Source organism: Pseudomonas sp. NPDC087803, assembly GCF_044742995.1.
Taxonomy (GTDB): Bacteria; Pseudomonadota; Gammaproteobacteria; order Pseudomonadales; family Pseudomonadaceae; genus Aquipseudomonas.
Genome location: NZ_JBIUVO010000047.1, coordinates 16937 through 40430, shown reverse-complemented (window position 1 = coordinate 40430; position 23494 = coordinate 16937). Strand labels below are relative to the sequence as shown.

General features: G+C 61.3%; 21 protein-coding genes. 3 read left to right on the top strand and 18 right to left on the bottom strand.

All coding sequences use genetic code 11. The features are described from left to right. Window positions 1-202: 202 nt before the first annotated feature. Window positions 203-625, bottom strand: a complete 423-nt coding sequence (locus ACIOUG_RS20045; protein WP_401068067.1) for an OsmC family protein — start codon at window positions 623-625, stop codon at window positions 203-205. A 239-nt stretch (window positions 626-864) separates the two neighbouring features. On the opposite strand from ACIOUG_RS20045, the gene crp reads away from it, so the two are divergent. Then, window positions 865-1509 (top strand): cAMP-activated global transcriptional regulator CRP, encoded by a 645-nt coding sequence (gene crp / locus ACIOUG_RS20040; RefSeq protein ID WP_401068065.1) that lies wholly within the window; start codon window positions 865-867, stop codon window positions 1507-1509. 9 nt (window positions 1510-1518) lie between these two features. Here the strand turns inward: crp and ACIOUG_RS20035 are convergent, their stop codons facing one another. From ACIOUG_RS20035 to ACIOUG_RS20020, 4 genes are all read right to left on the bottom strand, one after another. Continuing rightward, window positions 1519-2217, bottom strand: coding sequence for a biotin/lipoate A/B protein ligase family protein (locus ACIOUG_RS20035; protein ID WP_401068062.1), 699 nt, complete (start codon window positions 2215-2217; stop codon window positions 1519-1521). Window positions 2218-2351: 134 nt separating this feature from the next. Further along, window positions 2352-3188, bottom strand: coding sequence for an indole-3-glycerol phosphate synthase TrpC (gene trpC, locus ACIOUG_RS20030; protein WP_108183973.1), 837 nt, complete (start codon window positions 3186-3188; stop codon window positions 2352-2354). After that, complete coding sequence (trpD, locus tag ACIOUG_RS20025) at window positions 3185-4234, bottom strand: anthranilate phosphoribosyltransferase (RefSeq protein ID WP_401068059.1); 1050 nt, start codon at window positions 4232-4234, stop codon at window positions 3185-3187. The genes trpC and trpD overlap by 4 nt, the downstream gene beginning before the upstream one ends. 8 nt (window positions 4235-4242) lie before the next feature. Continuing rightward, window positions 4243-4836 carry an aminodeoxychorismate/anthranilate synthase component II gene (locus ACIOUG_RS20020; RefSeq protein ID WP_401068057.1) on the bottom strand — a complete coding sequence of 198 codons (594 nt, stop codon included), beginning with the start codon at window positions 4834-4836 and terminating at the stop codon, window positions 4243-4245. A 407-nt stretch (window positions 4837-5243) separates the two neighbouring features. Between ACIOUG_RS20020 and estP the strand changes: the two genes are divergently transcribed. Then, window positions 5244-7154 (top strand): esterase EstP, encoded by a 1911-nt coding sequence (gene estP, locus ACIOUG_RS20015; protein ID WP_401068054.1) that lies wholly within the window; start codon window positions 5244-5246, stop codon window positions 7152-7154. 175 nt (window positions 7155-7329) lie between these two features. Here the strand turns inward: estP and trpE are convergent, their stop codons facing one another. From trpE to ACIOUG_RS19965, 10 genes are all read right to left on the bottom strand, one after another. Continuing rightward, a complete protein-coding gene (gene trpE / locus ACIOUG_RS20010) occupies window positions 7330-8811 on the bottom strand; it encodes an anthranilate synthase component I (protein WP_003228804.1) in 1482 nt (493 codons plus the stop codon). A 70-nt stretch (window positions 8812-8881) separates the two neighbouring features. Next, window positions 8882-9700, bottom strand: a complete 819-nt coding sequence (locus tag ACIOUG_RS20005; protein WP_401068051.1) for a phosphoglycolate phosphatase — start codon at window positions 9698-9700, stop codon at window positions 8882-8884. Then, window positions 9697-10371: a ribulose-phosphate 3-epimerase gene (gene rpe / locus ACIOUG_RS20000; RefSeq protein WP_003228808.1), complete on the bottom strand. Its 675-nt coding sequence runs from the start codon at window positions 10369-10371 to the stop codon at window positions 9697-9699. The genes ACIOUG_RS20005 and rpe overlap by 4 nt, the downstream gene beginning before the upstream one ends. Before the next feature lie 80 nt (window positions 10372-10451). Then, window positions 10452-11600 carry an iron-containing alcohol dehydrogenase gene (locus ACIOUG_RS19995; RefSeq protein WP_401068048.1) on the bottom strand — a complete coding sequence of 383 codons (1149 nt, stop codon included), beginning with the start codon at window positions 11598-11600 and terminating at the stop codon, window positions 10452-10454. A gap of 223 nt (window positions 11601-11823) precedes the next feature. Further along, complete coding sequence (locus tag ACIOUG_RS19990; RefSeq protein WP_003228811.1) at window positions 11824-12648, bottom strand: ABC transporter permease; 825 nt, start codon at window positions 12646-12648, stop codon at window positions 11824-11826. Between the two features lie 12 nt (window positions 12649-12660). Next, complete coding sequence (locus tag ACIOUG_RS19985; protein ID WP_401068044.1) at window positions 12661-13908, bottom strand: ABC transporter permease; 1248 nt, start codon at window positions 13906-13908, stop codon at window positions 12661-12663. 224 nt (window positions 13909-14132) lie between these two features. Then, window positions 14133-15176: an ABC transporter substrate-binding protein gene (locus ACIOUG_RS19980; RefSeq protein ID WP_007966450.1), complete on the bottom strand. Its 1044-nt coding sequence runs from the start codon at window positions 15174-15176 to the stop codon at window positions 14133-14135. A gap of 49 nt (window positions 15177-15225) precedes the next feature. Beyond that, window positions 15226-16350 (bottom strand): ABC transporter ATP-binding protein, encoded by a 1125-nt coding sequence (locus tag ACIOUG_RS19975; protein ID WP_108591995.1) that lies wholly within the window; start codon window positions 16348-16350, stop codon window positions 15226-15228. A gap of 347 nt (window positions 16351-16697) precedes the next feature. Then, a complete protein-coding gene (locus ACIOUG_RS19970) occupies window positions 16698-17327 on the bottom strand; it encodes a response regulator transcription factor (RefSeq protein WP_003228820.1) in 630 nt (209 codons plus the stop codon). A gap of 84 nt (window positions 17328-17411) precedes the next feature. Next, window positions 17412-19808: a PAS domain S-box protein gene (locus ACIOUG_RS19965; protein ID WP_401068038.1), complete on the bottom strand. Its 2397-nt coding sequence runs from the start codon at window positions 19806-19808 to the stop codon at window positions 17412-17414. A gap of 74 nt (window positions 19809-19882) precedes the next feature. On the opposite strand from ACIOUG_RS19965, the gene ACIOUG_RS19960 reads away from it, so the two are divergent. Continuing rightward, window positions 19883-20872 carry an alpha/beta hydrolase family protein gene (locus ACIOUG_RS19960; protein WP_401068036.1) on the top strand — a complete coding sequence of 330 codons (990 nt, stop codon included), beginning with the start codon at window positions 19883-19885 and terminating at the stop codon, window positions 20870-20872. A 129-nt stretch (window positions 20873-21001) separates the two neighbouring features. On the opposite strand, the gene ACIOUG_RS19955 is transcribed toward ACIOUG_RS19960, so the two are convergent. From ACIOUG_RS19955 to ACIOUG_RS19945, 3 genes are read right to left on the bottom strand one after another with little or no spacing between them, the layout of a single operon-like run. Beyond that, a complete protein-coding gene (locus ACIOUG_RS19955) occupies window positions 21002-21769 on the bottom strand; it encodes a TerB family tellurite resistance protein (protein WP_027610724.1) in 768 nt (255 codons plus the stop codon). Between the two features lies 1 nt (window position 21770). Beyond that, window positions 21771-22442 (bottom strand): N-acetylmuramate alpha-1-phosphate uridylyltransferase MurU, encoded by a 672-nt coding sequence (gene murU, locus ACIOUG_RS19950; protein WP_401068033.1) that lies wholly within the window; start codon window positions 22440-22442, stop codon window positions 21771-21773. Further along, window positions 22439-23458 carry an aminoglycoside phosphotransferase family protein gene (locus tag ACIOUG_RS19945; RefSeq protein WP_401068031.1) on the bottom strand — a complete coding sequence of 340 codons (1020 nt, stop codon included), beginning with the start codon at window positions 23456-23458 and terminating at the stop codon, window positions 22439-22441. The genes murU and ACIOUG_RS19945 overlap by 4 nt, the downstream gene beginning before the upstream one ends. Between the last annotated feature and the right edge of the window lie 36 nt (window positions 23459-23494).

The window sequence follows — 23494 nt, the reverse complement described above, 5'->3', positions numbered from 1 at the left end:
AAATAAACCAAAAACGACAAGTTCTAACAACACACCAGATAAGTACGGTTAACAACACATCTAGATGAAGATTTTGGTTATCTGTTCAGGCGGATGACCCATCGGTTGACCGATCACTGCCCTGAAAAAAGTGGCGCATTATGCAGACGTCAGCGAGGGATCGCCAGAGTCTGCACTGCTTTTATGATAGTTGAATGTCGGTTCAACCGAGTTCGACGATTTCATAATCGTGAGTGATCGCCACGCCAGCTGCGCCGAGCATGATCGAGGCCGAGCAATACTTCTCGGCAGACAGTTCAATGGCGCGCTTGACCTGGGCTTCTTTCAGACCCCGGCCCTTGACCACGAAATGCATGTGGATCTTGGTGAACACCTTCGGATCTTCGGTCGCGCGCTCGGCTTCGAGGAACGCTTCGCAGCTTTCAACCGCCTGACGCGACTTCTTGAGGATGCTGACCACGTCGAAGTTGCTGCAACCGCCAACGCCCAGCAGGAGCATTTCCATCGGGCGAACACCCAGATTACGACCACCGGCGTCCGGCGGACCGTCCATGACCATGACATGACCGCTACCGGATTCGCCGAGGAACATGGCTTCGCCAGCCCATTGGATGCGTGCCTTCATCGCCAAGACTCCACTGTAGAAAAAAGGGTCGCCAGCTTAGCACAGGCCTTTGCTCTGACAGCGCCCGGCGTTCCTAGGACGGATGCCTTTGCTGTGTAGGTAATTTCTCGAATTTTCGACGAAGTGTCTGGTAAGCTGGCGCCAATTCGCTGGCGCCAATTGTCAGCCTGTGTAGCGACCGCCTTCAGCGCCTCATAAAAAAATCAAACATCACCGTGCAGTCTTTTCGGGATACAACCATGGTTGCTATTACCCCCACACCCAAAATCAAGAACCTCGACAAGCTGTTGATGCATTGCCAGCGTCGTCGCCATGCGGCCAAGAGCAACATCATCTGCGCCGGTGACCGTTCGGACACGCTGTACTTCATCATCAAGGGTTCCGTGACGATCCTGATCGAAGATGACGACGGTCGCGAAATGATCATCGCCTACCTAAACGCCGGGGATTTCTTCGGGGAGCTGGGCCTGTTCGAACAAGCGGGTCAGGAACAGCAACGCAGCGCTTGGGTGCGGACCAAGGTTGAATGTGAAATCGCCGAAATCAGCTACGTGAAGTTCCGCGAATTGTCGCAGCAGGATCCAGACATTCTTTACGTTCTCAGCGGACAAATCGCACAACGTCTGCGCAATACCACGCGCAAGGTCGGCGACCTGGCGTTCTTCGACGTCACCGGTCGCGTGGCCCGTTGCCTGCTGGAGTTGTGCAAACAACCTGACGCCATGACCCACCCGGACGGTATGCAGATCAAGGTGACGCGTCAGGAAATCGGCCGAATTGTCGGTTGTTCGCGGGAGATGGTCGGTCGCGTGCTCAAGGATCTTGAAGAACGCAACCTGGTCGATGTGAAAGGCAAGACCATGGTGGTCTTCGGCACGCGCTAAGCGCGCTATTCAGGCGCTGTAGACCTGCGCCAGCATCAGACGAAACAGCTCATCGAGACGCGCCAACGCATTTGGCGCAGCGAATTTCTCATGCAGGGCGATGTGGCTTTCGGCCCGCACTCGCTGCTCCAGACCGCAGGCTTCATTGAAGCGATTGACCGCCGCGACCATTGATTCGCGCTCGTTATCCATCAGCATCGCCCCGTGCACCAGCCCCACCGGACGCTGACCGCCCTGACTCTGGCGCCAGCGCTGAGCGGTGCCGACCATCTTGCGGCCGTCGAGATTAACATTGAAGCGACCGTCGCAGAACGCGCCGGCGATTTCACCCAACGACGACGTGCCGCCCAACTCATCCAGCAATTCACAGATCGGATCGCACAGACGCCGGTAACCGGTTTCGATACGGTTCAGATCGCCTTCACTGCGGGGTGGGGCGTAGACCAACGCGATGTTGATGGTGGAAGCGGATTGCGGGACCGGTTCGCCGCCGGTTTCGCGCAGCAAGACTGGCCAACCGGCAGCGGCGGAGACTTCGCAGGCCTGTTCGAAACCGGGTAGGCGATTGAGGCGGCGCGGCATGACCAGCGCGCGATCGCTGGGTTGCCAGAACAGCAGGCCGAATTCGGCGTCGCCGGCGCAGACGGAAGCGAGCAAGTCTTGTTCGGCTTGCAGGCCGGCTTCGATGGGGAGGCAAACTGGAGTCATAAAGAAATCCGTTAGACGAGCAGTCTGTAGTGAATCTTATGACCCCTTCGCGAGCAGGCTCACTCCCACATCAATAATACATTTCCTGTGGGAGCGAGCCTGCTCGCGAAAGGGTCGACTCGGTCTGAAGCAGATCAGTCGAGGGTCGAACCACTGACCGGCACACCACGCTCCGGGAAGAACAGGCGCTGCAGTTCGGTACCCGGGCTTTCCGCGCGCATGAACGCTTCGCCCACCAGGAACGCGTAGACGTCGCTGATTTCCATCAGCTCGACGTCGGCACGGTTGAGAATCCCGCTCTCGGTAATCACCAGACGGTCGCGCGGGATGCGCGGCAGCAGGTCGAGGGTGGTTTCCAGGCTGACATCGAAGGTGTGCAGGTTGCGGTTGTTGACCCCGACCAGCGGCGTGTCGAGGGTTTTCAGTGCGCGCTCCAGCTCATCGCCATCGTGCACTTCCACCAGCACATCGAGACCGACGCCTTTGGCCACCGAGGCCAGCTCGGCCATTTTCACATCGTCCAGTGCGGAGACAATCAACAGCACGCAGTCGGCGCCCAGCGCACGGGCTTCGACGATCTGGTACGGATCGATCATGAAGTCCTTGCGGATCACCGGCAATTTGCACGCGGCGCGGGCCTGTTGCAGGTAGACATCAGCGCCCTGGAAGTAGTCGATATCAGTCAGTACGGAAAGGCAGGTCGCCCCGCCCTTCTCGTAGCTCTTGGCAATATCGGCCGGCACGAAGTTCTCGCGGATCACGCCTTTGCTCGGCGAGGCCTTCTTGATCTCAGCGATCACCGCCGGTTGCTTCTTCTTGGCCTGCGCCAGCAATGCCTGGGCAAAACCGCGGGGTGCATCGGCCGCCTTGGCCAGACTTTCCAGCTCGCTCAGGCTGACGCGAGCGCTGCGCTCGGCGACTTCCTGGACCTTGCGCGCCAGAATGTTTTCCAGAACCGTCGGCACACTCATCCCTCATTCTCCACTTTGAATACCGCGGTAAAGGCACCCAACTCCTCGAGTTTTTCCCGAGCAAGACCGGTGTGCAGTGCGTCGTGCGCAAGCGCCACGCCTTCTTTGAGACTGGTCGCCAGGTCAGCCGCGTACAGCGCCGCACCGGCATTGAGCACAATCATTTCGGCAGCTTTCTGGCCGTTCTCGGTCTTGCGCTTGCCCAGTGCGTCACGAATCAGCGCCAGCGATGCTTCCGGTCCATCCACCGACAGGCCGTGCAGGCTCTGGCTCTTCATGCCCAGGTCTTCCGGCTCGACCCAATACTCAGTGATTTCGTTGTTCTTCAGTTCAGCGACGAAGGTCGGCGCGGCGAGACTGAACTCGTCCAGACCATCCTTCGAGTGCACCACCAGCACGTGCTTGCTGCCCAGGCGCTGCAAGACTTCGGCCAATGGCCGGCACAGCGCAGGGGTAAACACGCCCACCACCTGATGTTTCACACCGGCCGGATTCGTAAGCGGGCCAAGCATGTTGAACAGCGTACGCAGGCCGAGATCGCGGCGCGGGCCGGCGGCGTACTTCATCGCTTTGTGGTGGGTCTGGGCAAACATGAAACCGATGCCGACGTTATCGATGCAACGAGCGACCTGCACCGGCGTCAGGTTCAGGTAGATGCCGGCGGCTTCGAGCAAGTCGGCGCTGCCGCTCTTGCCCGACACCGCACGGTTGCCGTGCTTGGCCACGGTGCAACCGGCTGCCGCGACGACGAACGCGGATGCGGTCGACACGTTGAAGATATTCGCACCGTCACCGCCAGTGCCAACCACATCGACCACACCGTCGAGGGTCTTGAGTTCGACCTGGTCGGCCAGCTCACGCATCACGGAAACGGCGCCGACGATTTCGTCGATACTCTCGCTCTTCATGCGCATCGCCATCATGAATGCGCCGATCTGCGCCTCGGTGCATTGACCGGTCATGATTTCGCGCATCACGTCGCGCATTTCTTCGGTGCTGAGGTCGAGGTGTTCAACGATACGGCTCAGGGCTGTCTTGATATTCATGGGAGTCCTTAGCGCGTGCCGCCGGTTTGTTTGAGGAAGTTGGCAAACAGTTCATGACCTTGTTCGGTCAGGATCGACTCAGGGTGGAACTGCACGCCCTCAATGTTCAGGGTCTTGTGCCGCAGGCCCATGATTTCGTCGACCGAGCCGTCATCGTGCTGCGTCCACGCGGTCAGCTCCAGGCACTCGGGCAAAGTCGCGTGCTTGACGATCAGCGAGTGGTAGCGGGTAACCGTCAACGGATGATTCAGACCGGCAAAAACCCCCTTGTCCTCGTGGAATACCGGGCTAGTCTTACCGTGCATCACTTGTCGGGCACGCACGACATCGCCGCCGAACGCTTGCCCGATGGACTGATGGCCGAGGCAAACGCCGAGGATCGGCAGTTTGCCGGCGAAATGTTTGATGGCTTCGATGGAGATGCCGGCTTCGCTCGGCGTGCACGGGCCGGGAGATACCACGATGCGCTCCGGGTTGAGTGCTTCGATTTCAGCGATGGTCAGTTCGTCGTTGCGCACCACCTTGACCTCGGCACCCAGCTCGCCGAGGTATTGCACGACGTTGTAAGTAAAGGAGTCGTAGTTGTCGATCATCAGCAACATGGCGTTTCGAACCTCTTGAATTCTTACTTGAAGACAGCCTTCGAATCACTAGCCCGCAGGGCGCTGCACGATGTCGGACGCGCAGATGGCGTCGGCACAGCGGCATTTCAAACGGGCAAGGAAGGCAAAGCGATACAGATCCGGCCGGGCCGGCAGAAAAGATTCAGGCGCGCCAACGCCAACGGGCGTGTGCCTTGATGACTTGATCCAGGAGTTTGCTGACGATCAACACGGGGAAGGTCTCGTTCATACGTTCCGGCACAGTAACTTAGCTGGGCAGAGCGTGCAATATGGCGGGGCCGACGGGGGACAAAACTAAGGGAGGCTTCGCGACCGATGGCAAAACGCCGGGAGTTTTTGGTACTGTCGTTTCGTTCACCTACAACAATAAATAAACGGACTTGCTCATGATCAAACAGACGTTGTTTGTACCGCTCGCCGGTTGCCTGCTCGCCATGGCTTGCGCCCAGGCGTACGCAGCACCCGCTCCCTATTCCAACTTCATCGTGTTCGGTGACAGCCTGAACGATGCCGGGACCTTCAAGGACACCGGTGGCCCGGCCGGCGCCACGCAACGCTACACCAACCGCACCGGCCCGCTGTACAAGGATGGCACCGGGGAAAACCGCGACCTGAATGCCACCCAGATCATCGGTGGCAAACTCGGTTTCAGCCCCGACCAGACTGCCTCCTCGTCCTCGGCCGTGCGCGCCGGCGAAGGACTGCCGGATGGCAACAACTGGGCGGTTGGCGGTTATCGTACCGACCAGATTCTCGATTCGATCACCACGCAGTCCGCCACCGGTGAACGCACCCGCTCCGGTTACCTGCCGTCGAACGGCTTCCGCGCCGATCCTAACGCCCTGTATTACCTGTCCGGGGGCGGCAACGACTTCCTTCAGGGCCGCGTACTCAGCCTCGATCAGGCCAGCTCGGCGGCCGATCGCCTGGCCGACAGCGCCCGCACGCTGCAAGGCGCCGGCGCCAAATACATCATGGTCTGGCTGCTGCCGGACATCGGCCTGACCCCAGCCATCAACGGCTCGCCGCTACAGAGCTTTACCTCACAGCTCAGCGCCCAGTTCAATACCGAACTGGTCAAGCAGTTGCAGGGCATCAACGCCGAAATCATTCCGCTGAACATTCCGGTACTGCTCAAAGAAGCCTTCGCCAACCCGGCGCAGTTCGGCCTCGCGACCGACCAGAACCTGACGGCCACTTGCTTCAGCGGCAACAGCTGCACCGAGAACGCCAAATACGGCATCAACAGCGCCACACCGGATCCCACCAAGTTGATCTACAACGACTCGGTGCACCCGACCGAAGCCGGCCAGCGGCTGATTGCCGATTACGCCTACTCGCTGCTGGCCGCCCCTTGGGAGCTGACCCTGCTGCCGGAAATGGCCCAAGGTTCGTTGCGCGCGCATCAGGATGAACTGCGCAATCAATGGCTGGCCGACTGGGAAAACTGGCAGGGCATCGGCCAATGGCGGGCGATTGTTGCCGGTGGCGGTCAGCATCAGGATTTCGACGGCCAGCACAGCGCAGCCAGTGCCGATGGCAACGGCTATAACCTGAACATCGGCGGCAGCTATCGCGTCAACGAAGCCTGGCGTGTCGGTGTGGCTGCAGGTCTTTACCACCAGAAACTCGAAGCCGGCGACGCCGACTCGGAATACAAACTCAATTCCTACATGGGCACCGCGTTCGCCCAGTATCAGCAAGACCGCTGGTGGGGCGATCTGGCGATGACCGCCGGCAAACTCGACTACGACAGCCTCAAGCGTAAATTCCAGCTGGGGGTCAACGAGCGCGGGGAGAAAGGCGATACCGACGGTTATGTGCTGGCGATCAGCGGCCGCATCGGCTACGACATCGCGCAGCAGGCCAGCAGCCCGTGGCACCTGTCGCCGTTCGTCAGCGCCGATTTCGGCAAGACCGAAGTCGATGGCTACTCGGAAAAAGGTGCGGATTCCACGGCGCTGACCTTCGATGACCAATCGCGCAACTCGCGGCGTCTGGGCCTGGGTATCCAGGGCAAGTACCAGATCACCGCGCAGACCGAAGTGTTCGGCGAATTCGCTCACGAGCGTGAGTACAACGACGACCGCCAGGACCTGACCATCAACCTCAACAGCCTGCCGAACAACCGCTTCACGCTCGAAGGCTACGAGCCGCAGACCAACCTCAATCGCCTGAACCTGGGCGTGAGCCACAAGCTCACTCCGGACCTGGCATTACGCGCCAGCTACAACGTGCGCAAGGATGATGACTTTACCCAGCAGGGGGTTAATGTCGGGGTCAGTCTGGATTTCTGATCTGTAGGCATAAAAAACGCGGCGCCCTCACGGGCGCCGCGTTTTTTTATGCCAGACCACAATCCAATGTGGGAGCGGGCTTGCTCGCGAACGCGGTGTATCAGTCGACATTAATGTTGAATGACAGGCCGCATTCGCGAGCAAGCCCGCTCCCACCCGGGGGAATTGTGCGAACTCAGCTTTCCGGGGTCTGCTCGGCCAGGGCCACAGCACGGAACATCGCGCGGCGCTTGTTCAGGGTTTCTTCCCATTCCAGCGCCGGCACCGAGTCGGCGACGATGCCGCCACCGGCCTGCACGTGCAGCTCGCCGTTCTTGATCACCGCGGTACGAATCGCAATTGCGGTGTCCATGTTGCCGTTCCAGGCGAAGTAACCGACCGCACCGCCATACACGCCACGCTTGACCGGTTCGAGCTCGTCGATGATTTCCATCGCACGGATCTTCGGCGCACCGGACAAGGTGCCCGCCGGCAGAATCGCCCGCAGCGCGTCCATCGCGGTCAGCCCGGCCTTCAACTGGCCGGTGACGTTGGAGACGATGTGCATCACGTTGGAATAACGCTCGATGACCATTTTCTCGGTGAGCTTCACCGAACCGATTTCCGAAACCCGGCCAGTGTCGTTACGACCCAGGTCGATCAGCATCAAGTGTTCGGCGATCTCTTTGTCGTCCGACAGCAGGTCTTCTTCCAGCGCCAGATCCGCTTCTTCGGTGGCGCCACGCGGGCGGGTGCCGGCAATCGGGCGCACGGTGATCAGATTGTCTTCGACCCGCACCAGCACTTCCGGGGAACTGCCGACGACGTGGAAGTCGCCGAAGTTGAAGAAGTACATGTACGGCGTCGGGTTGAAGCAACGCAGCGCACGATACAGGTCGATCGGCGCGGCTTTGAAGTCGATCGACATGCGCTGCGACGGCACGACCTGCATGCAGTCGCCCGCGAGGATGTATTCCTTGATGGTGTCGACGGCTTTTTCGTAGTCGCTCTGGGTGAAACTGGAGCGGAACACCGGATCAGCCGCTTGTTGCTTACTGAAATCCAGGCCACGGCGCGGGGTGATCGGCTGACGCAGTTTCTCCAGCAGTTCCTGCAATTGCGCCTGGCCCTGCTCGTAAGCATCGGCTTGCGCCGGGTCAGCGAGGACAATCGCGTGCATCTTGCCGGCGAGGTTGTCGAACACCACCACCGCATCAGAGACCATCAGCAGAATGTCCGGCACCCCCAGTGGATCCGGGTTCGGGCATTTGCCCAGACGCTTCTCGACATAGCGCACGCAGTCGTAACCGAAGTAACCGACCAGGCCACCGTTAAAACGCGGCAGACCGGCGATGGTCGGCACGTTGTAGCGGGCCTTGAAAGTTTCGACGAAAGCCAACGGGTCTTCGACGTCATGACTTTCGGTCTCGACGCCATCGACAGTGATGCTCACGTGATGGTCGTGCACCCGCAGCACGGTGCGGCACGGCAGACCGATGATCGAGTAACGGCCCCATTTCTCGCCACCCTGCACCGATTCGAGCAGGTAGGAGTTGGGCTGGTCGGCCAGTTTCAGGTAGATCGACAGCGGCGTGTCGAAGTCGGCCAGGGTTTCGCAGGCCAACGGAATGCGGTTGTAGCCGTCAGCGGCCAAGCGCAGGAATTCTTCGCGGATCATGAGGTGCCTCGTGGTGTGAGGTGCTAACAGTCAGGTGTGCAAACGCGCCGGCAAGCCGGCCAGGAACCAGTCAGGCGCGCCAACGCCAGCGGGCCAGAGCCTTGATGACTTTCATCCAGAGTTTGCGGGTGACCACCACGATGGCGTTTCCAGAAGGAGATTGAGAAGCGTCGGGCAAAGTTATCTCAGCGGCTGTACCGAGGCAACCGGGAATTAGCTTGCGCAGATCGTCGATCACCAATGCCGGGGACTCTTCGGCAATCGGCCGGCCATGGTTGTAGCCGTAACTCAGCGCCACGCATTTGACCCCCGCCGCTTTCGCCGCCAGCACGTCGCTGCGCGAGTCGCCGACGAACAGCGATTGCGAGGCCGGGATGTTGGCCATTTTCATCACGAAGAACAGTGCGGCCGGGTCAGGTTTCTTCTGCGGCAGGGTATCGCCGCCGATGATCCACTTGAAGTAGCGGCCGATCTTCATCTGATCCAGCAGCGGCGCGACGAAGCGCTCCGGCTTGTTGGTGACCAGCGCCATGGCCACGCCCTGCTTGTGCAGCCACTTGAGGGTGTCGCGCACGCCGGGATAGACCACCGTCAGCTCATGACTCGCGCCGTAGGCTTCCATGAACACTTCCAGCGCGTGCTCGGCCTCGACGTCGTCCACCGCCGAGTGGTCGATGCCACCGGCCAACGCCCGGCGCACCAGCACCGGTGCGCCATTGCCGACCCACTCGCGCACCGCCTCGATGCCGGCAGGCTTGCGGCCGAGGGAGAGCAGCATGGTGTCCACCGCGGCCGCCAGGTCGGGAACCGAGTCGATCAACGTGCCATCCAGATCGAACATCACCAACCGTGGCAGTTGCCCCGGGAACAACTGCTCAAAACCGCTCATGGGCGCGCCAGCGCCAGTTCGGAGCGCATCTTGTCGATGACTTCCTGATAGTTCGGCGCATTGAAGATCGCCGAACCAGCGACGAAGGTGTCAGCACCGGCCGCAGCGATTTCACGGATATTGTTGACGTTGACCCCGCCATCGATTTCCAGACGGATGTCACGCCCTGAGGCATCAATGATCGCCCGCGCTTCGCGCAGTTTGTCGAGGGTGCCAGGGATGAACTTCTGCCCGCCGAAGCCCGGGTTGACGCTCATCAGCAAGACCATGTCGACCTTGTCGATCACATACTTGAGTACGTCCAGCGGGGTCGCCGGGTTGAACACCAGGCCGGACTTGCAACCGCCTTCACGGATCAGTTGCAGCGAACGATCGACGTGCAGCGTGGCTTCCGGGTGGAAAGTGATGTAGGTCGCGCCGGCCTCGATGAAGTCGCCGACGATGCGATCCACCGGGCTGACCATCAGGTGCGCGTCGATCGGCGCGGTGATGCCGTACTTGCGCAGTGCCGCGCAGACCATCGGGCCGATGGTCAGGTTCGGCACGTAGTGGTTGTCCATGACATCGAAGTGGACGAAGTCGGCACCGGCGGCCAGAACATTGTCCACTTCTTCGCCGAGGCGGGCGAAGTCGGCGGAGAGAATCGACGGAGCAATTACGAAGGGCTGCATGACGCACCTTTTCTGAGCTAAATCACGATGGCGCGCATTGTATACCTCAAGTTTCCGTGCGCGCACCGTGACCGCGATGATCAGTACGCCGCTCGGTAGATCTTCTCGATATCCGCAGCGCTGAGCTGGCGCGGGTTGTTACGCATCAACCGCTCGATTCCCGCGGCCTCCACGGCCATGGCCGGGATCGCCTCTTGCGGCACGCCAAAACTGCGCAGCCCGGGCGGAATTTCCACCGCCGCGCACAACTCGGTCATCGCCTGCACGGCTTTATCCGCCGCCTCCGTGGCACTCAGATGAGCGGTCTTCACCCCCATGGCTTCGGCGATATCCTGCATGCGCTCGACGCAGGCCATCTTGTTCCAGGTCATGACGTAAGGCAGCAGCAACGCATTACTGACGCCATGGGCGATGTTGAAACGCCCGCCCAACGGATACGCCAACGCATGCACCGCGCCGACCCCCGCGTTGCCGAACGCCATGCCGGCCATCAGGCTGGCGGTGGCCATGTCTTCACGGGCTTGCAGATTGCCGCCATTGGCGTAGGCCTTGGGCAGCGACCTGGCAATCAACCTGATTGCGCCGAGCGCCAGCGAATCGGTGATCGGCGAGGCGTTGACCGACAGATAGGATTCGATGGCATGCACCAGCGCATCGACACCACTGGCGGCGGTGACGCTGCGCGGGCAAGTCAGGGTCATTTGCGGACTGACCAGCGCCACGTCCGGCAACAGGTAGTCGCTGACGATGCCTTTCTTCAGTTGCGCGACCTTGTCGGAGAGGATGGCGACGTTGGTCACTTCCGAGCCGGTGCCGGCGGTGGTCGGGATAGCGATCAGCGGCGGGCCTTTGCGCGGCACCTGATCGACGCCGAACAGGTCTTCCAGCGCGCCGTGATAACCGGCGTACGCGGCAACACTCTTGGCGATGTCGATGGCACTGCCGCCGCCCAGGCCGATCAAGCCGTCGTGCCCGCCCTCGCGGTACACACGCATGCAATCTTCGACGATGGCGATTTCCGGGTCCGGCAGCACCCGATCAAAAATCTCATACTCGCGCCCGCCCAATTGGCACAGCGCCAGCTCCACCGTGCCGGACTTGACCAGCGCGGCGTCGGTGACGATCAGCGGGTTGTCGATATCCAGCCGCGTGAGTTCCGCCGCCAGTTGCTCGATGGCCCCGGCGCCGGTGATCAGTTTGTGAGCGATTTTGAACTGAGACAGACTCATCGTGCGCAGCCTCTTATAGATGTGGGAGCTGAGCACAAGGTTAGCTGGGGATTTGGGGTTGTCTGGCATTCACCCCATGAATGACACAAAACTTCGCATACGACACAAATTCCCTGTGGGAGGGGGCTTGCTCCCGAAAGCGGCGGGTCAGTCGACATCTACTTCAACTGATCCACCGCTTTCGGGAGCAAGCCCCCTCCCACAGTTTTGACCACGTACAGCGTCAGACCTGCGCGGTACGCAATTTCTCGCTGCGACCGCGCAGCCATTCCAGGGTTAACAGCAGGATGACGGAGAACGCGATCAACAAGGTTGCCGCCGCCGCAATCGTTGGGCTGAGGTTCTCGCGAATGCCGCTGAACATCTGCCGTGGCAGCGTCGCTTGCTCAGGGCCGGCGAGGAACAGCGTCACCACCACTTCATCGAACGACGTCGCAAAAGCAAACAACGCCCCGGAAATCACCCCCGGTGCAATCAGCGGCAGGGTCACCCGGCGGAAGGTGGTCAACGGCGAAGCGCCGAGACTGGCCGCCGCCCGCACCAGATTCTGATTGAAACCCTGCAACGTCGCCGACACGGTGATGATCACGAACGGCACACCCAGCACCGCGTGCACCACGATCAGCGAGAAGAAGCTGTTACCCAGTCCCAGCGGTGCGAAGAACAGATAACTCGCCACACCAATGATCACCACCGGCACCACCATCGGCGAAATCACCAGCGCCATCACCAGCGCCTTGCCGGGGAAATCGCCACGGGTCAGGCCGATCGCGGCCAGCGTACCGAAGACCATAGCCAGCACGGTCGCAGCGGGGGCGACGATGATGCTGTTCTTCAGCGAACGCATCCATTCCGCCGAGGCGAAGAAGTCCTGATACCAGTGCAGGGAAAAGCCCTGCAGCGGATACACCAGGAAACTGCCAGAGTTGAACGACAGCGGCACGATCACCAGCACCGGCAGAATCAGGAAAAGCAGGATCAGGCCGCAGAGAATCCGCAAGCTGTAGAACCACACCCGTTCGATGGGCGACATGTAAGGACTCAGCATTTCAAATTCCCCTTAGCTCAGGCGCAGGCGACTGGCGCCCACCAGCCAGCTGTAGATCAGATAAAGCACCACGGTCGCGAGCAGCAGCAAGCCGCCCAACGCAGTGGCCATGCCCCAGTTGATGCTGGTGTTGGTGTAGAACGCGACGAAGTAGCTGACCATCTGATCGTTCGGGCTGCCGAGCAGCGCCGGGGTGATGTAGTAGCCGATAGCGAGGATGAACACCAACAGGCAACCGGCGCCAACGCCGGCATAAGTCTGCGGGAAGTACACCCGCCAGAAACTGGCGAACGGATGGCAACCCAGCGAAATCGCAGCGCGCATGTAGGTCGGCGAGATGCCTTTCATCACGCTGTAGATGGGCAGAATCATGAACGGCAGCAGAATGTGCACCATCGAGATGTAGACCCCGGTGCGGTTGAACACCAGTTCCAGCGGTTTATCGATGATGCCCATCGCCATCAGCGCGCTGTTGATCAGCCCGCCCGATTGCAGCAACACGATCCACGCCGCGACCCGCACCAGAATCGAGGTCCAGAACGGCAGCAGCACCAGAATCATCAGCAGGTTGCTCTGCCGCGATGGCAGATTCGCCAGCAGGTAAGCCAGTGGATAGGCGAGGAACAGGCAGATCACGGTGATGACCAGGCCCATCCAGAAAGTCCGGGCGAAGATGTCGAGGTAGATCGCCTGATCCGGCGTGGCCGGGGCCAGCTCACCGAGATCGTCGATGCGGTGATCGACCGCCGCCAGCAAGTAGTAAGGCGTGATGCTGCTGGTGTTGCGTTTGACCGCTTGCCAGTAGGCCGGATCGCCCCAACGCTCATCAAGCGCTTCGAGAGCTTCTTTATAGGAGGCCGGTTCGCCGGCAAATGGCAGCGCCCGGGCAGTTTTGGTCAGCAGGCTGCGATAGCCGGCCAACTCCATGTTCAAGCGCTTGGACAGATCGCCCAGCGTCTGGTTTTTGCGCGCTTCGGCGAGGTCTTCGCCGGCCGCTTTGTACACCGGCTCAGCGGGCAGGCCACGGCCGTCCCAACTGGCGATGGCCGCCACGGTGCGCGGCATGCCGCCGACCACTTCCGGGTTGCCGACGCTTTTATAGAGCAGCGCCACGATCGGCACCAGGAACACCAGCAACAGAAACAGCACCAGCGGCGCAATCAACGCCTGGGCCTTCCAGCGGTTGACCCGCTCGGCGCGCTTGAGCTTCTGCTTCAAGGTGGGGCTGGCGCCCTCGTTCAGGGGAACGGCGATGGCCATGACGTACTCCGCAAATCTTTGATCGTTACAGAGGTGGCGAACCACCTCTGTTGTGTTGAAACACCATGCCTGAGGATGGCGATTCCCTGTGGCGAGCGAGCTTGCTCGCGCTGGGCTGCGAAGCGGCCCCAAAATTGTGTTGGCAGTGCCAATTTTGTGAGTGCTGCGCACTCAAGCGGGAGCAAGCTCCCTCGCCACAGGAGCCCCCATAGTGGGAGCGATGGTTATTTCGCAGCCCAGGAATTGAAGCGCTGCTCCAGTTGCTCGCCGTTGTCAGCCCAGAAGCTGACGTCGATCTGCACCTGATTGGCGATGTTTTCCGGGGTGGTCGGCATGTCTTTCAGCACGTCCTTGCTCAGCAGCGGGACTGCTTGGGTGTTGGCCGGGCCGTAGGCGATGTTTTCCGAGTAGGTCTTCTGCTGCTGCGGCTGCACCGAGTAGGCGATGAATTTCTTCGCCGCTTCGGCGCGCTTGGCGTCCAGGCCTTTCGGGATGGCCCATGCATCGAAGTCGTAGATGCCGCCGTTCCACACCACTTTCAGGTTGGATTCTTTCTGCACGGCAGCGATGCGACCGTTGTAGGCCGAGCTCATCACCACGTCACCGGAAGCGAGGTATTGCGGCGGTTGGGCGCCGGCTTCCCACCACTGGATGTTCGGTTTCAGCTCATCGAGCTTCTTGAACGCGCGATCCTGACCGCCCTTGCTCGCCAGCTCTTTGTAGACGTCTTTCGGTGCGACACCGTCGGCCATCAGCGCGAATTCGAGGGTGTACTTGGCGCCTTTGCGCAGGCCGCGTTTGCCCGGGAATTTCTTGGTGTCCCAGAAATCAGCCCAACTGGTTGGCGCGGTTTTCAGCTTGTCGGCGTTGTACGCGAGCACGGTCGACCAGACGAAGAAGCCCACGCCGCATGGCTGAATCGCGCCTTTGACGTAATCCTCGGTCTTGCCGAACAGTGCCGGATCGAGTTGTTCGAACATGTCTTCATCGCAACCACGGGACAGCTCTGGCGATTCGACTTCGACCAGATCCCACGACACGCTCTTGGTGTCGACCATGGCTTTGACCTTGGCCATTTCGCCGTTGTACTCGCCGGCAACGATCTTGCCGTTGCCCGCCGCTTCCCACGGTGCATAGAAGGCTTTGACTTGCGCCGCCTTGTTCGCCCCGCCAAACGACACCACAGTCAGATCGGGACCGGCGGCCATGGCGCTGGCCGCACCCATCAGGCCCAGGGTCAGGGCGGTGAACTTCAGGGATCTCAACATTTATTGTTCTCTCCACGTGCAGGGTTGGTGTTGGTATTGCGGGGGGCGATCAGTTCGCCTCTAACAGCGGATCGAGTGCACGAACGTGCTCGACCTGCCAGCCAAGCGGAACCACGTCCCCGACCGCGAGCGCTGGATCGAGCTCGGCAATCGGCTGTTTCACGAAGAAGTCGGTCTTGCCGCAGACTTCCAGGCGCACCCGGACGTGGTCGCCCAGATAGATGAATTCCGCCACCCTCCCTGAGAAGCGGTTGACGCATTGGTCGCTCGAGCCATTGAGGCTGACGCGCTCCGGACGGATCGACAGGGTCACCGGCTCGCCGGTCTGGCCGACGTTGACCGCCAGCGCCTCGACCTTCTCGCCACGGCCCAACTCGACCACGCAGCGCTCGCCGCTCTGGCTGAGCAGACGGCCGTTGAGGCGGTTGTTCTCGCCGATGAAGTTGGCGACGAAAGTGTTTTTCGGTTCTTCGTAAAGGGTGCGCGGCGGGGCGATCTGCTGGATTTCGCCCTGATGAAACACGGCGACGCGGTCGGACATGGTCAGCGCTTCACCCTGATCGTGGGTCACGTAGACCACGGTCACGCCGAGGCGCTGGTGCAGGTGCTTGATCTCCATCTGCATGTGTTCGCGCAGTTGCTTGTCGAGTGCGCCCAGCGGTTCGTCCATCAATACCAGTTGCGGTTCGAACACCAGCGCCCGCGCCAGCGCCACACGCTGCTGCTGACCGCCGGAGAGTTGCGCCGGATAGCGCGAAGCGAAGGCGTCGAGCTGGACCATGCTCAGGACTTTCTTGACCTTGTCGCTGACGTCGCTCTTGTTCAGGCCGCGCACGGTCAGCGGGAAAGCCAGGTTCTCGGCCACGGTCATGTGCGGGAACAACGCGTAGTTCTGGAACACCATGCCGATGTCGCGCTTGTGCGGCGGCACGTTGTTGATTGCACGGCCGGCCAGGAGGATCTCGCCGGCGGTCGGGGTTTCGAACCCGGCGAGCATCATCAGGCTGGTGGTCTTGCCCGAGCCGGACGGCCCGAGCAGGGTCAGGAACTCGCCCTTGCGAATGTCCAGGTTGAGGTCTTTGACGATCAGGTTCTCGCCGTCGTAGCTCTTCTGCACTCCACGAAAGCTGACCAGCACGTCACTGGCCCCTGCGTTTGAATCGACCTGGCTCATACCCACACCTTTGTTATTGGTAACTGCTGTGGATTAAGCCTAGTGGCTGGCGCCAGTCACGCAAATCGGGGCGCAGGAGAGAATCGCCTCAGCCGGATGGAAGGTTGGGGGTAGGGATTGCCCTACAAGGATGGCGCTAATAGATAGAGCAGTGGCGAGCGTTGAGCTGCAAGCCGCAAGAACAAGCAAAAGCGCGTGTCGCTAACGGATATGCCCACATTCTCAGGCTACACAGAGAAACCTGTGGGAGCTGGCTTGCCAGCGATAGCGGTGGTTCAGCTTGCATGGATGTGACTGACACTCCCTCATCGCTGGCAAGCCAGCTCCCACAGTTTTTTGTGCCAAGGTCAGAGGAGTTTGTGTTCCATCGCGTATTTGACCAGCTCGGCCAGCGAGGTGATGTTGAGCTTCTGCATCAGCCGCGCCTTGTGCGTGCTGATGGTCTTGCTGCTCAGGGCCAGTTGCTGGGCGATGTCGTTGACGTTGGCGCCCTGGGCCAGGCGCTCGAATACCGAGAACTCGCGTTCGGACAACAGCGAATGCAACGGACGCGTGTCGGTCAGGCCGACCTCGAAGACCATCCGGTCGGCCAGCTCCGGGTCGATGTAACGCCCGCCGGCCGCGACTTTGCGAATCGCTGTCAGCAACAATGCCGGATCACTGTCCTTGGTCGCATAGCCAGCGGCGCCGACCTTCAGCGCACGGGCAGCCATTTGCGCTTCGTCGTGCATCGACAACACCAGAATCGCCGGCGGGTTGTTCAGCGCACGGATCCGCGGAATCGCCTCCAGCCCGTTGACCCCTGGCATCGAGATGTCCAGCAGCACCACCTCGCACGGCACGCTGCGCAAGGTTTCGAGGAGCTGTTCGCCATTGCTCGCCTCCCCCACCACTTGCAGATCCTTGGCCAGGCCGATCAATTGCTTGATGCCTTCACGGACGATGGTGTGGTCTTCGGCTACCAGTACACGGATCACGTTTTTCTCCAGATTTCAGGTACACACCAAATCCTGTGGGAGCGAGCCTGCTCGCGATAGCGTCAGCTCAAACACCACAAACCTTCAAACCTCACTCACCGGCACCCACACATGCAGACTGGTGCCCTCCCCCGGCTCACTCTCAAGTTGCAAGCGCCCGCCCATGATCAGCACCCGCTCGCGCATGCCGACCAAACCGAAGGACGTCGGCCGATCCGCAGCGGCGACAAAGCCTACGCCATCATCGCTGACCGTCAGACACAATTCATCGCCGTCCAGCGCCAGCGTCAGTTCCACAGTATGCGCCCGGGCATGGCGCATGACGTTGGTCAGTGCCTCTTGCAGGATGCGGAACAGGCCAATCGCCTTGGCATCGCTGAGCGCCGGCAGATTGTCCGGCACCTGCACCAGACACGGAATCTGCGTACGCGCTTCGAATCGCCGCGCCTGCCACTCAATCGCCGAGGCAATCCCGGCATCGAGAATCGGCGGGCGCAGCGCCGTCGCCACATCGCGCACCAGCTGGAACAACTGGGCGATCAGGCGTTTCATGCTGTTCAAGCGCTCGTTCAGCCCCGGATCGAGTTGCGCGTAGGCCAGCTCGCACATCGAGGTTTCCAGTTTCAGCACCGTGAGCATCTGCCCCAGTTCATCGTGCACTTCCCGGGCGATCCGCGCCTTCTCTTCTTCGCGCACGCTCTCAAGGTGCGCCGACAGCTCGCGCAGTTGCTCACGGGAGGCGGCCAGCTCCAGTTCAATGCGTTTGCTTTCGCTGATGTCCCAGACGATGCCGTCCCAGACATAGGCGCCATCCTCCAGTTGGCGGGTGATCGCCTTGATCTCGGCCCAGCGCTGTTCGCCCTGACGGGTGAGGATGCGACCCTGCCACGACCAGTCACTGTCGGTGTCCAGTGCCTGATCCTGGGTCTGGTGGTAACTGGCCTTGTCGTCCGGATGCACCAGACTGCGCAAACCCATGTCACGGTGCGCGATGGCGGCTGGCGCGTAACCGACCAGACTCTCGCTGCCCTCACTGATGTAGGCGAAATCAATCTGCCCGGTCACCGGCGCCCGCTCCAGACGGAACACCAGCCCCGGCACGTTGGCGGCGATGCCTTGCAGGCGCGCTTCACTTTCCTGCAACGCGGCCAAGGCGCGACGACGCTCGGTGACGTCGGTGAGATAAACCACCAGATACTCACTGTCGCGAAAGCGCAGAAAACTCAACGAAACGTCCGCCGGCAGGATGCTGCCATCGGCGCGCACGCAACTGGTTTCAAAGCTCAGCGGCCCCTCTTCACTGGCCCGCGCGCGTTTCCACAGGTTGAGCCAGCGATCCATGTGCAGACCGGGTTCGAAGTCGATCAGCGGCCGCTCGATCAGCGCGCCCTGTGGATAACCGAGCATGTGTTCCGCCGCACGGTTGGCGTAGCGCACATGGCTGTCCCAGTTGACCCAGAGAATGCCGACGGTGCTCTGGTCGATGGAGAACTGGGTCAGGCGCAAGGCCTCTTCGCTCGCTGCGCGCAGGGCGATGTCTTCGCGGGCGGCAAGCAGACGCTGCTCGAGGTTGTGTTGCTGGCGCCGTTGCCAGATGACGATGGCCGCACAACTGAGCAGCAACACCGCAAACAACAGGCTGAGGTTCTGCCAGAACCCCGGCGATTCCGTGAGCCGCGGGTACTTGGGTTGCAGCCATTGGTTGTGCAGGCGCTCCAGATCCTTGGCCGGGATCGCTCGCAAGGCGCTTTCGATAATCCCGGCCAACTGCGGCCAGTCGCGCCGCGTGGCAACCCGCAACAGCTGCGGCAAACCGATATCGCCGACCACCACCAGCCCGGCGAACTCCGGCTCGGCAGACAAGCGCCCGAGTTGCGCTTCATCCACCACGGCGTAGGACGCTTGTTGAGTCAACAACAGTTGCAGCGCCTGGCGCTCCAGCGGCACGCCTTGCAGATTGAGATGGGGATAATTGCTGCGCAAATAATCGGCGGTGACGCTGGGCATGCGCACGGCGACGCGAGACAGGCTGTCGAGTTTTTCCAGCTCGACCACGCCGCCGCTCTTCTGGTCGCTGACCACCAGTTGCGGCACACGCATGTAGGGATCGGAAAACAACCACAGGCGCAGCGCACCCGGGGTCTGGGTCAGGCCCGGGGCGATGTCGATTTCGCCGTCGCGGGCGGCGTCTTCCAGTTGCGCCAGATCCTGAAAGTTGCGCCAGCTCAACTCGACATTCAGGGTCTTGGCCAGCGCCTTCATCAGTTCGACGTTGGCCCCTGACAGTCGCTGCAAACGCCGGTCGTATTGCGCGTACGGTGCCTGCAACACCAGACCGACGCGCAGCTCACGGTGCTGCGCCAGCCATTGCTGCTCGCCGGGCGTCAACAACGCTGCATGCGCCGCTGGCGCAGACGCCGCCCAGCCCATCAAGGGAAAACACAACCAGCCGATAACCCACAGGCAGCAAAAACGCATCATTGAAGTCTCGTACACTGACAAATTCTGACCAACCCATTAGGCTGCCGGGATACTTTTCTGGCCTGGAATAACCGATGCCCTCTGTCTACCGCCTGGCAATGCCAGCATTGTGCCTGTCGCTGATCCTGCCTTGTGCGTTTTCCGTCGAAGCCGCCGACCCGGCGCCTGCCTCCACTGCCGAGCAACCGGCCGCCGAAAAACCGGCCGAACGCCAGCCACTGCTTGAGCGTAGTCAGGAAGAAGCCGCGGCACTCGAACGCAAAGTCCCGGCACAAGAACAGCAGCAATTGCAGGCCGGCGCCGACACGTTCCTCGCCCTGTGGAAACCGGCCAACACCGCCGAACCCAAAGGTGCAGTGATTATTGTCCCCGGCGCCGGCGAAACCGCTGACTGGCCCCAAGTGATCGGCCCGTTGCGCAGCAAATTGCCCGACGTCGAGTGGAGCAGCCTGAGTATCACCCTGCCGGATCTGCAAAGCGATGCTATCGCCCCGCGAGTGATTGCGCCCGCCGCCGCGCCGAAAGCGCCGGAAAGTGGCAGCAAGGATTCCACCACCGCGCAACCGATCGAACAGGCGGCGGGCGGTGAGGCGGAAGTGGCGGATCAGGTGGTCGCCGAAACCACTGAAGAACAATCCAAGGCGGATGCCGAGCGAATTTTCGCGCGGATCGACGCGGCGATTGCCTACGCCGAACAACAAAGCGCTCGCCGGGTCGTGGTCCTCGGCCACGGTACGGGCGCGTACTGGGCGGCGCGTTTCCTCAGTGAGCGGCAGAGTTCGCAGGTCGAGAAACTGGTGCTGGTCGATGCGCAAACGCCGAGCAGGGCCAAGCCGCCGCTGGCGGAACTGACGCCGACTTTGAAGCTGCCGACCGCAGACATTTTCTACATGGACAAGGCGTTGGATCGCACCGCGGCACTGGAACGCATGCAGGCCAGCAAGCGCCTGAAGACTTCAGCGTTCAGCCAGGTGGCGCTCAAGGCGTTGCCGGATAAAAAGGCTGAGCAGGAACAGTTGTTCCGGCGGGTGCGTGGCTGGTTGAATCCGCAGAAGACTGACTGATAGACCGAGTCGCCCCATTCGCGAGCAAGCCCGCTCCCACCCTGATCGCGTTCCTTCAGTTGGAATGTGATCAAGGTGGGAGCGGGCTTGCTCGCGAAGAGGCCCTCATCAACAACTCAACTCTAACGATCAGCGAAAATCGCGCCGCGCCCGAATCAGCGTAAACGCATTGTGCAGCTCACGGGTTTTCTCGGTCGCGTCACGCACCTGCTCCGGCGTCGCGCCGCTGCCGGCGATCTTGTCCGGGTGATGACGGCTGAGCAGCCGTCGATAGGCGCGTTTGATCTGCGCCGGTTCGCTGGTCGCCGAGACCCCGAGCAGACGCATCGCTTCCTGATAGCTCACCGCGGCGCTGACAATCGGCCGTTTGTTCGGCTCGTAATCATTAGCCAGCGCCTGGATCTGGTGCGTCGTCCAGCCCAGCCACTTGCCCCACTGCGCCAACAACTCACGCTCACTGACGCCCGCGCGACCATCGGCCCAGACCATCCGCCAGCAGGCGCGCAACACGCCTTCGGCGGCATGCGGCTGAGCACTCAGGCGGCGCAGATACCCGCGCAGGCGGTCACCGCCGGACTTGCCGCGATTGAACGCAGCAATCGCCCGCCGCCGTGCCGGCTCGCTCATTTCCAGCGCGTTCATTTCATGGCGCGCCTGCTGGATATGGCCGTCCGTCACCCGCCCGTCACTCTTGGCCAGACGCCCGAGCAACACAAACAGCAATTCGTCGTTGCGCAACATCGGCCGGCCGCCGAGCTTTTCCCGCAAGTGCCCCCAGCTCTGCAAGTGCAGGCGCCGATCCAGCGCCTGCCCCAACAATGCCCCAAGCATGGCCCCCGGAATGCTGGCGATCGCAAAACCCGCTCCGGCTCCAATCAGAGTCCCTGGCCACAACATATCAACGACTCGCTTCTATCAATGCTTCAGCGTCGGCCAGACGCTCATGCGTACCGACATCCACCCAGTGACCTTTCAGACGCTCACCGCTGACCTGCCCGTCTGCCATGGCTTTGCGCAGCAACGGTGCGAGCTTGAATGCGCCGTCCGCGCAGCCATCGAACAACTGCGGATGCAGGACGGCGATGCCGCTGTAGGTCAGGGTTGGCGCATCCGGCTGGCCATCGCTGACCCGACCGTCAGTCAGGGTGAAATCGCCCGTCGGATGATGGGCCGGGTTGTCCGCCAGTACGAGATGCGCCAGACCGTTGATCGGTTGATGCAACACGCTGAAGTCGTAATCGGTCCAGATGTCACCGTTGACCACCAGAAACGCATCGTCACCGAGCAATGGCAAGGCGCGGAAAATCCCGCCGCCGGTTTCCAGCGGCTCACCTTCCGGCGAGTACTGGATGCTCACGCCGAACTGCGCACCGTCGCCCAGATAATCCTCGATCTGCTGACCGAGCCAGGCATGGTTGATCACGATCTCGCTGAAACCGGCCGCTGCCAGCGCGCGCAGGTGATATTCGATCAACGGCACGCCGCCGGCACGCACCAGCGGCTTGGGGGTGGTCAGGGTCAGCGGGCGCATGCGCTCGCCTTTGCCTGCCGCCAGAATCATCGCCTTCATGCCGTCGCTCCGCCACGCAGACTGGCGAGCAACGCCTGCAGATCCGCCAGTTCCGGACGACGCGCAATCACCGCTTCTATATAGGCGAAGAAACGCGGCACGTCGGTCAGGTAACGCGGCTTGCCATCGCGATGGCAGATGCGGGCGAAAATGCCGATGACTTTCAGGTGGCGCTGTACGCCCATCAAGTCGCTGGCACGCAGGAAGTCTTCGAAGTCGGCCTGCACCGGGATGTCCAGCGCCGCGGCTTGCTGCCAGTAGCTTTGCAGCCAGCCACGCACGCGCTCTTCAGGCCAACTGAGGAAGGCGTCCTTGAACAGGCAGGTCACGTCGTAGGTGACCGGGCCGTAGACCGCGTCCTGAAAGTCGAGTACGCCGGGATTCGGCTCGCTGAGCATCAGATTGCGCGGCATGTAGTCGCGGTGTACCAGCACTTTCGGCTGGGCCAGGGCGCTGTCGATCAGCAGCTCGCTGACGGCTTGCCATTGTTGCTGCTGTGCCGCGTCGAACTCGATGCCGAGTTCGCGCTTCACGTACCACTCGGGGAACAATTCCAGCTCGCGGCGCAGCAGAGCCACGTCGTAACTCGGCAGCGGTGCAACCATCGGCAATTGCTGAAAAGCCAACAGTGCCTGTAGGGCATCGTTGAACAAAGCGTCGGCATTTTCGCTGTCGATTACGTCGAGATAGGTCTTGTTGCCCAGGTCGTTGAGCAAAAGAAATCCGCGTTCGAGGTCTTCTGCATAAATTTTCGGCACGTTAATTCCGGATTTCGCCAGCAAAAAGGCGATATCCACGAACGGTTTGCAGTTTTCCTGGGGCGGTGGCGCGTCCATCACGACGAAGCTGCGACCCGCGCCTTCCCAACGGAAATACCGCCGGAAACTCGCGTCGCTGCTGGCCGCGGTCAACGTGGCCGGGGGTACGGTGCCCCAGCCCTGATCTGCAAACAGGATTGCCAACTGCTCATCGAGCCAAACTTTCAGGTGTTGCAAGCGTACATCTTGGTCAGGCATTGCAAGGGTCTCCGACGGCGCTAGCCGTCAAGCGGG